Source organism: uncultured Alistipes sp., from assembly GCF_949296715.1.
GTDB lineage: Bacteria > Bacteroidota > Bacteroidia > Bacteroidales > Rikenellaceae > Alistipes.
The window spans coordinates 59,100-73,933 of the sequence record NZ_CASFQD010000015.1; the positions used below are offsets into that span (position 1 = coordinate 59,100).

The window sequence follows — 14,834 nt, forward strand, 5'->3', positions numbered from 1 at the left end:
AACCCAAAAAACCAAAAAAGTTTTCGAGTTTATTTCGTCCGGGGACCCGATTCACGCGAAAAGGCCCGGACGATGTCTCGTCCGGGCCTTTTCGGCACACGCGGCGCACGTCAGGCGGCCGTGGCGTTTTCGAGCTTGCGCATGATCGAGAAGATGAAGAGCGCCGAGAGCAGGCACAGCACGATCAGCACGCTCCAGACCATCCACAGCGCCATGCCGCTGCCCCAGAGGTAGCCGATGAGCGACGTGGCGTAGTTGCCGATGGCCGTGGCGGCGAACCAGCAGCCCATCATCATGCCCTTGTACTTCGGGGGCGCCACCTTCGAGACGAACGAGATACCCATCGGCGAGAGGAGCAGCTCGGCGAAGGTCAGCACCAGGTAGGTCGAGATGAGCCAGTTCTGCGAGACGAACATGTCGCTGGCACCGGCAGCCTTCACCTCGGCGGGCGACATCAGCCCCAGCGAGCCGATCGTCAGAATGAGGAAGCCGCCGGCGGCGATGATCATGCCCAGTCCGATCTTGCGCGGGGCCGAAGGCTCCTTGCCGCGGCGGGCGAGCGCCGTGAAGATGGCCACCGAGATCGGGGTCAGACCCACGACATAGAAGGGGTTGAACTGCTGGAACTCCTGCGGCAGGATGTGCACCGGATCGGGCGTGATCGTGTAGCGGTAGATCAGCGCACCCGCAGCCACGGCCACGGCGGCAGCGCTGATGAGCTTGCCGCGTCCCTTGTCCGACTGGAAGAAGCCCACCAGCCCGTAGACGCCGACGAGCACCAGCACGAGGTTGAAGATGTCGAAACCCATGCGCGTGACGCCCGTGGCCTCGGAGGTCGTGTAGTCGCGGGCGAAAAAAGTCATCGTCGAGCCGTTCTGGTGGAAGGCCATCCAGAAGAAGATCACCACGGCGAAGACGAGCATCAGGGCCGTGATGCGCGACTTGGTCTGCGCGGGGGTCAGCTCGGCGGCCTTGACACCGGCGGCCGAAGCGGCGGCAGCCTGCTGTTTGGCCGTCACGTCGGCATGCTTGAAGGTCTTGCGGAAACCTATATAGATCAGATAGGAGATGACGAGCGAGATGCACGCCACGCCGAAGCCCATGTTGTAGGCGCCGGAGAGCTTCTCGATGTAGTGGTGCGAGAACTCGCCCAGATCGGCGGCCGACGCACCCATCGACGCGGCCAGTTCCTGGAGCTTGGCCAGCGGCTCGGCCGGCATCTTGTCGCCCAGCTCCATGTACTGGTGCGCGAGGGCCGGAATCTGACCGTTGTAGACCAGGCCGTCCTGCGCGAGGAAGTGGTTGGTGATCCACGTAGCCATCGACGGCGCGAACATCGCACCGATGTTGATCGCCATGTAGAAGATCGAGAAGGCGTTGTCGCGCTTGGCCTGGTAGGCCGGATCGTCGTAGAGGTTGCCCACGAGCACCTGGAGGTTACCCTTGAAAAGGCCCGTACCGCAGGCGATGAGCGCCAGTGCCCCGAACATCAGCGCCTTGCCCGCAAAGCCCGGACCCGTCGGGATGGAGAGCAGCGCATACCCGCCGAACATCACGAAAATACCCAGCGTGACCATCTTGCCGAAGCCGAACTTGTCGGCCAGAATGCCGCCGAAGAAGGGCATGAAGTAGACCGCGGCGAGGAAGATGCCGTAAATCTGGGTGGTGGCCGCTTCGGTATAACCGAACTTCGCTTGCAGGAAGAGCGTGAAGATCGCAAGCATCGTGTAGTACCCGAAACGCTCACCCGTATTGGCGAGAGAGAGGGCGTACAAACCTTTTGGTTGTCCTTTGAACATAGTTGTTTTTTTGTTTTAGAGGTGATTCTGGTTTAGTTCGAGGACAAATATAGAAAAATTTTGATTATATTTGTATAAAACCCCACCCTGTTATGGAAAAAACACCCGAAATACTCCCGATCGTCGAACGCGACGAATGGCTGCGTCCCGCTGCCGGCGCCATCGCCGACCGTCACCGACGCTATCTCGACAAGCTCGCCGAAATCGAACGCGGCGCCGGCTCGATCGTCGACTACGCCAACGGCTACCGCTACTACGGCTGGCAGTGGGACGAGACGCTCGACGGCTGGTGGCTGCGCGAGTGGCTGCCCGGAGCCGAGGACGTCTACGTCTTCGGCGACTTCAACAACTGGCAGCGCACCGAAATCCGCATGCACAAGGACGCCGCAGGCGTTTGGAGCGCCTTCTTCCCCGCGGCGATGTACCGCGACCGCCTGACGCACGGCTCGCTCTACAAGCTCCACGTCCACGGCCGCAACGGCTGGCTCGACCGCATCCCGGCCTACGCCTGGCGCGTCGTGCAGGACGACGAGACGAAGAACTACACGGCGCAGTTCTGGAATCCCGCCGAGCCGTTCGACTGGCGCGGCGACGCCTTCGACGCCTCGCAGAACGGCAGCCTGCTCATCTACGAGGCCCACGTGGGCATGGCGCAGGAGCGCGAAGGCGTGGGCACCTACCGCGAATTCACCGAGAAGATCCTCCCGATCATCAAGCGCGACGGCTACAACGCCGTGCAGCTGATGGCCATCGCCGAGCACCCCTACTACGGGTCGTTCGGCTACCACGTCTCGAGTTTCTTCGCACCGTCGTCGCGCTTCGGCACGCCCGAGGAGCTCAAGGAGCTCGTGCGCCGCGCCCACGAACTGGGCCTGGCGGTCATCATGGACCTCGTGCACGCGCACTACGTCAAGAACCTCAACGAGGGCATCAACGAACTCGACGGCACGGACCACCTCTACTCGCTGCCGGGCGAGGCGGGCAACCAGCCCTACTGGGACTCCAAGCTCTTCGACTACGGGCGCCCCGAGGTGCAGCACTTCCTGCTCTCGAACGTCAAGTACTGGCTCGACGAGTACCACTTCGACGGGTTCCGCTTCGACGGCGTGACCTCGATGATCTACCACCACCACGGCTACGTCGACTTCGACAGCCGCGACCGCTTCTTCGACGGCGGGGTCAACAACGACGCGCTGGACTACCTCACGCTGGCCAACCGCCTGATCCACGACTTCCGGCCTGCGGCCGTGACCATCGCCGAGGACGTGAGCGGCATGCCGGGCATGTGCAGCCCGATCGACGACGGCGGCATCGGCTTCGACTACCGTCTCGGCATGGCCATCCCGGACTTCTGGATCAAGCTGCTGAAGGACGTTCCCGACGAGGAGTGGAACATCTGGGAGATGTGGTCCGTAATGACCAACCGCCTGCCCGAGGTGAAGACCGTGGCCTACGCCGAGTCGCACGACCAGGCGCTCGTGGGCGACAAGACGATCGCCTTCCGCCTGATGGACAAGGAGATGTACTTCCACATGGACCGTGCGTCCGAAAACCTCATCATCGACCGCGGCATGGCGCTGCACAAGATGATTCGCCTGATGACCATCTCGACGGGCGGGCAGGCCTACCTCAACTTCATGGGCAACGAGTTCGGACACCCCGAGTGGATTGACTTCCCGCGCGAGGGCAACGGCTGGAGCTATGCCCACGCCCGGCGCCTGTGGTCGCTCTCGCGCAACGGGCTGCTGCGCTACTCGTGGCTCGGGGAGTTCGACCGGGCGATGATCCGCCTCATCAAGAAATACAAGGTGCTCGCCGATGGCTACGCCTGGAACCAGCTCATGGACGAACAGAACAAGACGATGGTCTTCTCACACGGGCGGCTGCTCTTCGTCTTCAACTGGCACCCCACGGCCTCGATTCCCGACTACGAACTGCCGGTGCAGGGCCCGGGCAAGTATGTCCCGATCCTCTCGACCGACGAAAAACGCTTCGGCGGGCAGGAGCGGCAGTCGATGGACGGAGAGCACTTCTCGTTCAACATCCACGGCGACGACGGCCGCGACTACCCGCGCATCCGCATCTACAACACCTCGCGCACGGCGACGGTCTACCTGCGCAAACGGTAACGGCCTCCCCTACTGCCGCCGTGGAGCGCCGCTTCCCGGCAGAAGATACAGACGGAGCACCCCGGCGAATTTATCGCCGGGGTGCTCCGTTTCCGGGCCGGAAGGCATGCGGTGTCGGCCGGGCCACGGGAGATCAGCCGGAACGCACGAGGCGGGCCGGACCTACCGGGAACAGACCGGGCCGCAGACTGCGCCTACAGGACTCCGGCCGCCGTCACTTCGCCGTGATGCGCCGCACGGCCTCGCCGACCCGTTCGTAGAGCGACGGCAGGTCGATGTGCAGCAGGCGGCGGTTCTCGACGACGAGGCGCCCGTCGACCACGACCGTCTCGACGTCGGCGGCCTTGCCGCAGTAGACCAGATTCGAGACGATGTCGTGAACGGGTTGCAGGTGGGGTTTCTGCAGGTCGACGACGATCACGTCGGCCAGCGCCCCTTCGCGCAGCACGCCCAGCTCGCCGTCGGCACACCCCATCGCCCGGGCGCCGTTGGCCGTGGCCAGTTTCAGGGCCTCACAGGCCGGCAGGGCGCAGGGGTTTCCCGTGGCCGACTTCTGCAGGAAGGCCGCCGTGCGCAGCTCCTCCCACATGTCCAGGTCGTTGTTCGAGCAGGTGCCGTCGGTGGCGACCGTCACCACCGCCCCCCGCTCGAGCATCCGCGTGACGGGGGCCACGCCGCTCGAAATCTTCATGTTGCTCTGCGGGTTGTGCGATACGCTAACGCCCCGTGCCGCAAGGATGTCGATGTCGGCATCGTCGACGTAAATGCAGTGGGCCCCGATGCAGCGCGGCGAGAGCAGCCCCAGCCGGTCGAGATGTCCGACGGGCGTCGTGCCGTAGCGTTCGCGCACGATGCGCACCTCGTCGCGCGTCTCGGCGATGTGGGTCATCATCATCAGGCCGTGGCGGTCGCAAAGTTCCCTGCCCCGCTGCAGGTTCTCGGGCGAAACGGTATAGGGGGCGTGGGGCGCCACGGCAATCCGCACGCGCCCGCACCCGGCGGCACGCTCCACGGCCCGTTCGATCTGCGGAAAGACCTCGTCGATGTTGCTGTCGAAATAGTTGCAGCCGAGCAGCGCCCGGATGCCCGTGCGTTCGGCCACCTCGACGCAGCGGTCCTGGAAGTAGTACATGTCGACGACCGACGTCACGCCGCCCAGCAGCAGCTCGGCGATGCCGAGCTCCATGCCCAGCGCCACGTCGTCGGGCGTCTGCCGCGCCTCGAAGGGCCAGATGTAGTCGTGAAGCCACGACATGAGCGAGATATCGTCGGCATAGCTGCGCTGCAGCGTCATGGCCGCATGGCAGTGAGTATTGACAAGGCCCGGCATGACGAGCTTGCCGCGGCAGTCGATCTCGCACAGGTCGGGGTGTGCGGCACGGAAGGCAGCCACCGCAGCATCCGACGCCGTGACGAGCGCGATGCGGTTGCCGACGATCCCCACCGATCCCGTGAAGGTGCGGGGTTCGTCACCCGCGGCCGTCATCGGCAGCACGGTGGCTTGGGTAAAGAGTATTGGCATCATATCATTCTGTCATTTATCGTTCATGCGGGCGCCGTTGCACCGGGGCCGGAGAGCCGCCGCCGGTTTCACACGGGGTGACGACCCCTTTGCCGGCAGGGAATCCCGCCGCCGGAACGGTCGCGCCGCCTCTATTCCTGTCTATTCGTATTTCTCCCCGGCCCTGCCGTTTCCGGCTTTGGTCCGGGCCCCGCCTTCGATCGAGCAGCCCTGCACGGTGAGGATGTCGTCGTCCGAGACATTGGTCAGGATGCGGATCACCTTGTTGAAGGTGCCCGGTTCGCTCTTGTGGGGCTGGTAGGTGATGCGGATCACCCCCTCGCCGCCCGGCGCCACGGGCCGCTTCGGGAACGACGCCTTGACGCACGAGCACGACGTGATGACGCGCAGCACGACCAGCGGTGCCGTGCCCTCGTTGCGGAAGACGAAGTCGTGCGACACGTCGCCGCCCTTGCGGGGCACATCGCCGAAATTCCACACCGTCTCCTCGAGGTGCAGCACCGGGCCGGCAGCCTGCTCCCCGGCAGAATCCGCCGCAGAGCCCGCGGCACTCTTTGTCTGCGGGCGGGTCTTCTGCGGCGCCGGTTCGGAAGCCTGCGCCCGGACGCCCGCGAAGAGCAGGCAGCAGATTATGGTCAGCAAAGTCTGTTTCATCCGATTCGAATTCTATTCCATCCGGAAGATGTAGGTTATGGTTCCGCCCTGCACGGCGGCGCGGCTCTCCGTGAACCTCGCCTTGCGCGCCGCGGCAAGGGCCGCATCGATCAGCGCCGCATCGCTCTCGGTCGAGCCTTTGGGTTCGTAGGCGGCGCTCGTCACCTTGCCCGTGGCGTCCACCGTCACGCGGACGACGATCTTGCCGCTTTTCGAACCGGGGTACGACGGTTTGGGCAGGTCGCCCACCAGTCCGCGGCCCTGCAGCCCCTTGTCGAGCTGATCCAGCCCGTCGGGATTGAGCCCGCGGCCCGTGCCGGAGGCCTTGTCCTCGCCCTCGGGCGCCTGCGGGTTGCCCGCATTGTCGGGCTCGTCCACGCCCCCCTTGCTCATCCTGAAGAGCGCACGCGGATTGGGCGTCTGCGTCACCTCGTCGCGCCCGTCGGCCTGGGCCGTGCGCTCCTCGGGCGCCGCCGTCTCATGCATCCGGGGCTCCACGGCCGGCTTCACCGGCGCAGGCAGCTCTTCGGGTTCGGTCAGGTCGATCTCCATCATCTCGCCGACGGCGGGCGCCGGACGGCTGAAGTCGAACGACACGAACGCAAACGAGCACACCAGCAGCAGCAGGTAGGCCGCCGCCGCGATGATCGCCCAGCGCCGGGGTCTGCGGTCGTTCGGATCGTAATAATGCATGGTTTATTCGGGTTGTGTCGCCGCCTGCAACTTGTAGCCGTTGCGCTTGGCGATGTTCATCACCTTGACCACCTCGTCCCACACGACCGACTTCTCGGCGTGCAGCGAAACGGTCGGTTCTGCCTGTCCGTCGAGGCGCGTGCGCAGGGCCTGCTCCACGCCGTCGAGCGATCCGACCTCCTGCCGCTCGACGAAATAGCGGTAGCGTCCCTGCCCCTCGTCCTTGATCGACACCGTGGTCATCGCCTTGTCCTTGAGCTGGTTCGAGCTTTTCGGCAGCATCAGCTTCAGGGCGTTGGGGTTGATGAGCGTCGTGGCGATCAGCAGGAACAGCAGCAGCAGGAACATCAGGTCGGTCATCGACGAGGCCGAAAAGCTCTTGTCGACCTTCGATCCGTGTTTGATAGCCATGGTCTGTTACTTTTGAACGGGTTGATTCAGGATGTCCATGAAGGCGATCGAGTTGGCCTCCATCTGGAAGACCAGCTTCTCGATGCGCGCCACGAGGTAGTTGTAGCCGAAGTAGGCCGGGATGCCGACGATCAGACCGCCGACGGTCGTCACCATGGCCACGTACATGCCGCTGGCCAGCAGCCCGAGGTCCACCGTGCCGCCCGCGGCCGACATGTCCATGAAGGTCTGCACCATGCCGAGCACCGTGCCGAGGAAGCCGATCATCGGGGCGCCGCCGGCGATCGTCGCCAGGAACGGCAGGCCGTTCTCGAGCTTCGAGACCTCGAGGTTCGCCACGTTCTCGATGGCCGACTGCACGTCGCTCATCGGACGGCCGATGCGCTCGATGCCCTTCTCGATCATGCGGGCGATCGGCGTATCGGTCTTCTTGCAGAGGTTCACCGCCACGGCGATCTTGCCGTCGGAGATGTAGTCGCGGATGCGGTTCATGAAGTTCATGTCCAGCACCGAAGCCTTGCGGATGGCCAGGAAGCGCTCGACGAAGATGAAGATCGTCACGCCGCCCAGCGCCAGCAGGGGCCACATCAGCCAACCGCCCTTCGTAAAGAGGGCCCACAGACCCATGCGGGTCTCCTCACTCACGGCCACCGTTTCGGCAGCCTGCAAAAATGTCATCATAATGGTTTCCGTTTGTTATTTTGTTGTTTGTTGTCTGTTCGCTCTTCTTATTATATATCATAGAACGTCGCTGCCGTGCGGAATCGTATGCCGCAGTCCGCCGGGGCAGGACATCCGCAATGTCAGTAATAGAGCTCTTCGCTCGGCTCCATCGGGTCGTAGTCGGGCGGTTCGTCGCCCTCGCTCTGCGCCCCCTCCTGCTCCTCGCGCAGCGCCCGGGCCGCACGCCGCGCCTCGCGCCGCTCCTTGCGCTTGCGGTTCGTGAAGCGCTCCTTGATGCGCTGGCGGAAGTCGCGGAAGTTGTCGAAGTCCTCCTTAAAATAGATGCCCAGACCGGTCTCCTGCAGACCCTGGTTCTCGTCGAAGCGGTCGATCGTCTGCGTGAAGGCCTTGAGCTTGAGCACCCCGGCCCGGTCGATCAGGTAGGTGATGTAGGCCTCGCCCATGAAGTTCGACATGGCCGAATTGTTGACCGCCTGCTTGTTGTCGATCAGGTAGTTGCCCTCGACCTCGACGAGCAGCCGGTTGTTGATGAGGCTTTTCGACAGGCCGAAGTCCACCTCGTCGCTCGACAGCTCCGAACGGGGACGGTAGCGCAGCACGATGTTGTAATCGTCGATCGAAAGCAGGTTGCTGAGCATGTTGCTCATCAGCTCCATGCTCATGGCCGCGGAGGCCGACGTTCCCAGATCGGCCGTCGTGCCCGTGCCGCTCTCGGCGTAGAAGCTGTTGAAGAGCAGCAGGTAGAGGAACTGCAGGTCGACCGTCTCGGGCGTATTGAGCGTATTGGAGATCACGGCCTGCGTCTCGGGATCGGAGCCCGGGACCCGCACGTCGAAGGCGATGGACGGGTTGGTCAGGTGCTCGCCCAGATGGATCACGCACTCCACGGGCACCGACCGGTCGTTGCCCACGCTGCCGCCCTCGGTCGTACCCACCGAGGTCTGCAACAGCGGCTGCAGCGACGCCTTGAGCTTGTAGACGGCGTCGATGTCGAGCACGGCATCCGTCGGCGAACCGGCCCACTGGATCGTCGAACCGCTCTCGATGACGAACCGCTTGTTGATGATGTTCTGCAGCGAGAAGTTGTAGTTCCCCTCGCTGATCGTGTAGTCGCCGTACATCTCAAAGACATTCGAGCGGGGATTGATCTGCAGGTTCAGCATCCCCTCGCCCCGCGCCTTCACGGCGTTGCCCGCCACCATGAGCTCCGCCTCGACGTTCGGACGCACGTTCAGCGCCAGCGAGATGGCCATCTGGCTGCCGGCATCGGACTTCTGGCGCCGCTTGCGCTCGAAGAGCATCTTCTTGCGCATGACGTTGTCGAGGGAGTCGACCCGCTCGGGCTGGCGGAAGGTCACGAAATCGGCATAGGAGATGTTCGACTTGTTCGACATCGGCATGTAGAACGACGAATTGTCGTCTGTCGCGGCGGCGATGTCCATGCGCACGTTGCCCTTGTCGCCCGAGATGCGCGCCGTACCCGTGGCATAGACCCGGCCGTAGAAATATTCGTTGTCCTCGTCGTCGGTATCGAGCACGAGCATCCGCTCGGGCGCCACGCGCAGGTCGTAGGCGATGTTCGACAGGTGCCGCAGGTCGAGATCGAGGTCCATGCGTCCGCGGTTGCCCTGCGGATCGAGGATCAACACGTCGGAGGTGCGGAAAAGGTTGTTCTTCACCTGCATCACGGCCGACGGCGCCGTATAGGTCACCTGCGTGTAGTCGACCGTCGTGCGCAGGTCCGAGATGCGGATTTCGCCCGTCAGGTCGGCGTTGCGGCGCTGCCCCTGCAGCACCAGATCGGCCGACGCAAGGCCGCCGGTCGAGGAGATCACCCCCGAGAGCAGCGGGTCGAGCAGCGCCAGATCGAGGCTGTCGACATTCAGGCGCGCATAGTAGCGCACCTGCGCCGGATCGTAGAAACCGCGGATCAGCGTATCGCCCAGCATGCGGTTCGTGACCGTGACCCCCGCACGGTTGCGGGCGAAGTCCCAGCGCGAAATGAGCCGCATGGGCGGGGCGGGCAGGCTGTTGACCCGCATGCTGTCGATCGCGATATCGGCCGTCACCTCGGCACCCCGCAATACGGACTTCATCGAAGCGCCGCCGCTCGTGCGCCCCTCGATGACATATCCCAGACGGTCGGCAAGCTGCGAAACGGGCGTAAGGTCGAAATTGTGCAGATGCAGCGTCAGCGAATCCTCGCGGCTGCGCGACGCGATGCCGTCGAGCAGCATCTCCTGGTCGCGGTTCATCACGTAGAAGCGGTCGATGTCCACGCGGGCCGTGTCGATGCGTATCCTGCGGGCGAAGATCTGCCACGTGTTGTCGCCGCGCGTGACGTGCGACGGCAGGATGCGCAGGTCCATCACCCGGCCTTCGGGCTCCTCGACGATCTCGGCGCGCAGGCCGATCAGGCCCGAGAGGCTGCGCAACGTATCGGTGAAGCCCGTCGAAAGTTCCATGCGGCCCTGCCGCGCACCGCCCGTGAGCGAGAGGTGCGGCAGGTGCAGCTGTCCGGCATAGAGGTCCTCGGCCGAGGCGTAGACCGTCAGCGAGTCGCCCTGATTCGAAGCGTTGACCGAGAGGCGCGTGGCCAGCATGCGCCGCCGTTCGATGTAATCCGACGAGGCGCGGAACGAGAGCTGGTCGCTCGCCGGATTGAAGAGCAGTTGCATGGTCGAGCCGTCGGCGATCTGCAGCCCCGCCGCCACGGCATCGGCCACGGGGTTGAAGTTGCGGATGTTGACCGACAGTAGCGAATAGTCGTCCGCCACGGCGGCCTTGCGCTCCGCCTGCTCCCCGGCCCCGGCGCCCGCCTGGAGCATCGGGAGGTATTTCCAGGCGCTCTGCCGCAGGTAGTCGAAGACGACGCGGTAGCTGGTCTTCGAACGGAACGTGGCATCGGCGAAGTCCGAACGCAGCTCGACGAACTTGCTCGACGCGGAGTTCTCGCCCGTGACGGTTACGTTGCGGGCCTCCAACTGCTTGTCGTTGTAGCGGTAGACGGCATTGGTGACCTGAATGCGGCCGTTCAGGTCGTCGAGCGAACGCCCGCCCGCCTTGGCCACGATGCGGGCCGAGAGCTGCGAGACCGAATCGCGGCGGTTGACATGCAGCCGCGCCAGGTCGGCATGGCGGAGGTTCATCGTAAAGTCGTAGAGCGGGATCGAATCGTTGAAGTCGACCATGCCCAGGAAATCGAAGTCGAGGTTCGGGTCGCGGGATGCGATGCGGCCGTTGAATTCACGGTTGCGCAGGCGGCCGTCAAGCCGCAGCGAATCGTAGACGTAGCCGTTGAAGCCGAGGCGCGTGACGTCCCCCGCGATGTTGGCTTCGGCCGATCCCCGGCCGACGGAGCCGTCGACCCGCACCGAGACGGAGGCCCGGTCGAATAAGTCGCGGCGCCCGAGCAGTTCGCCGAGCCGGAGCGAACGGGCCGCGACGACACCGCGCACGCTGCGCCGCCCCCCGGCCAGAGGCCGCAGCGTGACGTTGCAGGTCACGTTGCCCACGTCGGTTTCGGCGTCGGCCTGCACGTCGAACGACGAAATCAGCCCCTTGAAGCGGGCCGAGAGATCGACGCGTCCCGTCCGGGAGAGCACCTCGATCAGGTTGTCGGGCAGGTCGCGCCGCACGACCCCCGACGAGAGCAGGTCCACGGCCGGGGCCGAAGAGATCAGGTGCGGAACATGCAAATCGAAATGCGTGGCAGCCACGTCGGGCAGCCCCCGAACCGAAGCGTCGGCCGTGAGCCACGTCTCCCCGCCGATGCGCATGCTGCGGACCCGCCCCGTGAAGTCGGAGACCACGCCGGCGATTTCGACGTCGACATCCGAGAAGGAGAGATGCCAGTCGCGCAGCGCCGGGGCAAAGCAGGCGACGTCGTCGCTCGAGAGGGCCGAGCTGCGCAGCGTCCCGTCGATGCGCACGCTGCCGAGGAAGTCCCGGTATTCGGCCCACGAGTCGCCGACAAGCGAGATATAGGGAATCGAGACGTTCGAATGCTGCGTGACAATCTGCACGTCCTGGAATCCCAGGCAGCCGTTCGTCACGTAGAAGCGCCCGGCGAACCGCTCCAGGACGAATCCGCTGCGCTCGCGGGCCGAGAGCTCCCCGACGGAGGCATAGATGGCCTGCCCGTCGATTGTGAAATCCTCGACGCGCGCGTCGATGCCGTAGAGGTGCATGTGCCCGTAGTCGATGCCGGAGGGGGGATTGCGGTGTTCGAGCCGCTCCAGGCAGAGGTCCATGTCCGCGATGGAGGCCTTGCGCAGGCGCAGCCTGAAGTTGCCCTTGCGCTCACGGTCGGGATCGCTCATGCGGGCGACGACCTGCTTGATGTTCATTTCGCCCTCGGGCGTCTCGCGCAGGTAGAGTTTCGCGTCGCCGATTTCGCCGCGGCTCAGCTCGATCCCGCCGCCGAAGAGCCCGGTCATGGAGAGATGGGCATCGAGCCGTCCCACATACAGCAGCGTATCCTTCTGGTAGTCTTCGACGTAGAATCCATACACGCGCACGCGCGAAAAGAGGCCCACCTCCACGCGGTCGATCGACACGGTGGTCTCGAGCCGCCGCGAAACAATCCCGACGGCCACCTGCACGACATAATTCTGCACGGCGGGGATGTCGAGCAGAATCGAGAGCGACACGGGAAGGACCATCAGCAGCAAAACGGCTGCCGAGAGCAACATACCCACTATTTTGACTCCTTTGCGCACGGGCGGGGCTTTTAACTTGCAAAGTTAACCAAAATCGTCGAAAAAATGAAAATCCGAGCCCCGATATTGCCGCAAAGAGCCGCTTCCGCACCGATTGCCGCCCACGGAAACGGGACCGGCCGAAAAAACGGACGGCGCGGGGCGTCGCAGATTGCGATATTTTCGTACCTTTGCAGCCGGACAGGACCCGAAACCCGCCCTGCGACCCAAAACTTCGGAGCGAAACAGAATATGGACATCACAATACTCGGTATCGAATCCTCGTGCGACGACACCTCGGCGGCCGTACTGCGCAACAACGTGCTGCTCTCGAACGTCATCGCCTCGCAGGCCGTACACATGAAGTACGGCGGCGTCATTCCCGAACTCGCCTCGCGCGCCCACCAGCAGAACATCATCCCCGTGGTCGACACGGCGCTGCGCGACGCGGGCCTCACGGCCTCCGACATCGACGCCATCGCCTTCACGCGCGGCCCGGGCCTGCTGGGCTCGCTGCTCGTGGGCGTGTCGTTCACCAAGGGGCTCTCGATTGCCCGCAACATCCCGATGGTCGAGGTCAACCACCTGCAGGGACACATCCTCTCGCACTTCATCGACCTGCCCGACCGGCAGCTGCCCCACCCCGACTTCCCGTTCCTGTGCCTGCTCGTCAGCGGCGGACATACGCAGATCGTGCGCGTGGACTCGCCCCTCGAGATGCAGATTATCGGCACGACGATCGACGACGCCGCAGGCGAGGCCTTCGACAAGTGCGCCAAGGTGATGGGACTGCCCTACCCGGGCGGCCCGGTCATCGACCGCCTGGCCAAGGAGGGTGGCCCCGAGGCATTCCGCCTCGCCCACCCGCGCGTCGACGGCTTCGACTACTCGTTCTCGGGGCTGAAGACCTCGTTCCTCTACATGCTGCGCGACGCCGTGGCCGGAGACCCCGACTTCATCGAGAAGCACAAGGCCGACCTGTGCGCCTCGCTGCAGGGGACAATCGTGGAGATTCTGCTCGACAAGCTCGTCCGCGCATCGAAGGAGACGGGCATCCGCGACATCGCCATCGCAGGCGGCGTATCGGCCAACTCGGGCCTGCGCAACGGCATCGTCCGCATGGGCGAGCGGCGCGGCTGGCGCACGTTCCTCCCGGAATTCAAGTTCACGACCGACAACGCCGCCATGATTGCCATGGCCGGCTACTACCGCTACCAGCACGGCGATTTCGCCTCGCTCGACGTCTCGCCCGTGGCGCGTCTCGAGGAGCTCTGACACAAACCGACCAACCAAAAAGAGAAGACATGCGACTTTCCCGATTCCTGCGCGCCCCGCTGGGGCTGCTTGCGACGGTGCTGCTCGTCGCCGCCACCGCCTGCAACGACAAGAACGACAACGACAACAAGGGTCCCGAGGCTACGCTCGAGGTCTCGGCCGACGCCGTGACGCTGGGTGCCGAATCGGGCGTCGCAGCCACGGTCGGCATCACGACGACGGCCACGTGGAGCGCCGCCGTCTCGGGCAGCGGCTTCGCACTCGACCCGCAGGCCGGCACGGGCAATGCCACGCTCCGCATCAGCGCCACGGAGGCGAACCCCGACACCGAAGCCCGCGAACTCGGCAGCGTCACAATCACGGCCTCCGGCGCCGACACGCCGCGGACAATCCGCATAAGCCAGCTGGGCGCCGAGCCCGCCCCGGCACCCGATCCGGTGACTCTCACGCTCGACTTCACCGCCGGACCCGACATCCTGACCCCGGCCCTCCCCTCGGCCTCGGCCGACGCCCTCACGGGACGCCACGAATACACGTTCGAGGGCTACACGCTGGCCATCTACGCCGATGCGGCCGCCAACGGCAAATTCTATTGGAACGACCAGGCACAGTACTACGATGCGCCCGAGCCGAACAAGGCGCTCTACTTCAGCAAGGAGGGGGCCTACGTGGAGTTTCCGGCCATCGACGGGTTGAGCCTGGAGAGCATCCTCTACGTCAATTCGACGGGTGCCGGCGAGCTGCCCTCGTTCGACATTATGACCGACACGGGAGCGGCTCTCAACCACGCGCTCGACTTCTCGGACGACGGCATGAGCATGACCTTCACGCTGCTCGACGACGTGACGGCCACCCCCTGCCGGCTCACGATTCTCAACACCAAGAACGCCCAGGTCTCGCAGCTCAAGCTGACCTACGCCGCACCCGAACGGTAACCGCCCGCCACGGAATCCGCAGCACCAAACAG

General features: G+C 64.6%; 10 protein-coding genes. 3 read left to right on the forward strand and 7 right to left on the reverse strand.

Features of this window, described 5'->3' with window-relative positions; translation table 11 throughout:
- Positions 1–110: 110 nt before the first annotated feature.
- On the reverse strand, positions 111–1,799 hold the full coding sequence (locus tag Q1Y33_RS02415) for a peptide MFS transporter (protein WP_300797904.1): 1,689 nt from the start codon (positions 1,797–1,799) through the stop codon (positions 111–113).
- A gap of 92 nt (positions 1,800–1,891) precedes the next feature.
- Here Q1Y33_RS02415 and Q1Y33_RS02420 point away from each other — a divergent pair, with 92 nt between their 5' ends.
- Positions 1,892–3,928 (forward strand): alpha-amylase family glycosyl hydrolase, encoded by a 2,037-nt coding sequence (locus tag Q1Y33_RS02420; RefSeq protein WP_300797906.1) that lies wholly within the window; start codon positions 1,892–1,894, stop codon positions 3,926–3,928.
- 214 nt (positions 3,929–4,142) lie between these two features.
- Here Q1Y33_RS02420 and Q1Y33_RS02425 read toward each other — a convergent pair whose 3' ends face one another.
- From Q1Y33_RS02425 to Q1Y33_RS02450, 6 genes are all read right to left on the reverse strand, one after another.
- Positions 4,143–5,450: an amidohydrolase gene (locus tag Q1Y33_RS02425; protein WP_300797981.1), complete on the reverse strand. Its 1,308-nt coding sequence runs from the start codon at positions 5,448–5,450 to the stop codon at positions 4,143–4,145.
- Positions 5,451–5,591: 141 nt separating this feature from the next.
- Positions 5,592–6,104 carry a DUF1573 domain-containing protein gene (locus tag Q1Y33_RS02430; RefSeq protein ID WP_300797908.1) on the reverse strand — a complete coding sequence of 171 codons (513 nt, stop codon included), beginning with the start codon at positions 6,102–6,104 and terminating at the stop codon, positions 5,592–5,594.
- 12 nt (positions 6,105–6,116) lie between these two features.
- Positions 6,117–6,797: a TonB family protein gene (locus Q1Y33_RS02435; protein ID WP_300797910.1), complete on the reverse strand. Its 681-nt coding sequence runs from the start codon at positions 6,795–6,797 to the stop codon at positions 6,117–6,119.
- 3 nt (positions 6,798–6,800) lie between these two features.
- Positions 6,801–7,208, reverse strand: a complete 408-nt coding sequence (locus tag Q1Y33_RS02440; RefSeq protein ID WP_300797912.1) for a biopolymer transporter ExbD — start codon at positions 7,206–7,208, stop codon at positions 6,801–6,803.
- A 6-nt stretch (positions 7,209–7,214) separates the two neighbouring features.
- On the reverse strand, positions 7,215–7,889 hold the full coding sequence (locus Q1Y33_RS02445; protein ID WP_300797914.1) for a MotA/TolQ/ExbB proton channel family protein: 675 nt from the start codon (positions 7,887–7,889) through the stop codon (positions 7,215–7,217).
- Positions 7,890–8,011: 122 nt separating this feature from the next.
- On the reverse strand, positions 8,012–12,586 hold the full coding sequence (locus Q1Y33_RS02450; RefSeq protein ID WP_300797916.1) for a translocation/assembly module TamB domain-containing protein: 4,575 nt from the start codon (positions 12,584–12,586) through the stop codon (positions 8,012–8,014).
- Positions 12,587–12,844: 258 nt separating this feature from the next.
- Between Q1Y33_RS02450 and tsaD the strand changes: the two genes are divergently transcribed.
- Both tsaD and Q1Y33_RS02460 read left to right on the forward strand, forming a co-directional pair.
- Positions 12,845–13,867, forward strand: a complete 1,023-nt coding sequence (gene tsaD / locus Q1Y33_RS02455) for a tRNA (adenosine(37)-N6)-threonylcarbamoyltransferase complex transferase subunit TsaD (RefSeq protein ID WP_300797918.1) — start codon at positions 12,845–12,847, stop codon at positions 13,865–13,867.
- A 29-nt stretch (positions 13,868–13,896) separates the two neighbouring features.
- A complete protein-coding gene (locus Q1Y33_RS02460) occupies positions 13,897–14,802 on the forward strand; it encodes a BACON domain-containing protein (RefSeq protein ID WP_300797920.1) in 906 nt (301 codons plus the stop codon).
- Positions 14,803–14,834 lie beyond the last annotated feature (32 nt).

Coding starts and splice junctions, on each gene's coding strand:
- Q1Y33_RS02415 (WP_300797904.1), bottom strand. CDS start 1,799: ATGTTCAAAGGACAACCAAAAGGTTTGTACGCCCTCTCTCTCGCCAAT.
- Q1Y33_RS02420 (WP_300797906.1), top strand. CDS start 1,892: ATGGAAAAAACACCCGAAATACTCCCGATCGTCGAACGCGACGAATGG.
- Q1Y33_RS02425 (WP_300797981.1), bottom strand. CDS start 5,450: ATGCCAATACTCTTTACCCAAGCCACCGTGCTGCCGATGACGGCCGCG.
- Q1Y33_RS02430 (WP_300797908.1), bottom strand. CDS start 6,104: ATGAAACAGACTTTGCTGACCATAATCTGCTGCCTGCTCTTCGCGGGC.
- Q1Y33_RS02435 (WP_300797910.1), bottom strand. CDS start 6,797: ATGCATTATTACGATCCGAACGACCGCAGACCCCGGCGCTGGGCGATC.
- Q1Y33_RS02440 (WP_300797912.1), bottom strand. CDS start 7,208: ATGGCTATCAAACACGGATCGAAGGTCGACAAGAGCTTTTCGGCCTCG.
- Q1Y33_RS02445 (WP_300797914.1), bottom strand. CDS start 7,889: ATGATGACATTTTTGCAGGCTGCCGAAACGGTGGCCGTGAGTGAGGAG.
- Q1Y33_RS02450 (WP_300797916.1), bottom strand. CDS start 12,586: ATGTTGCTCTCGGCAGCCGTTTTGCTGCTGATGGTCCTTCCCGTGTCG.
- tsaD (WP_300797918.1), top strand. CDS start 12,845: ATGGACATCACAATACTCGGTATCGAATCCTCGTGCGACGACACCTCG.
- Q1Y33_RS02460 (WP_300797920.1), top strand. CDS start 13,897: ATGCGACTTTCCCGATTCCTGCGCGCCCCGCTGGGGCTGCTTGCGACG.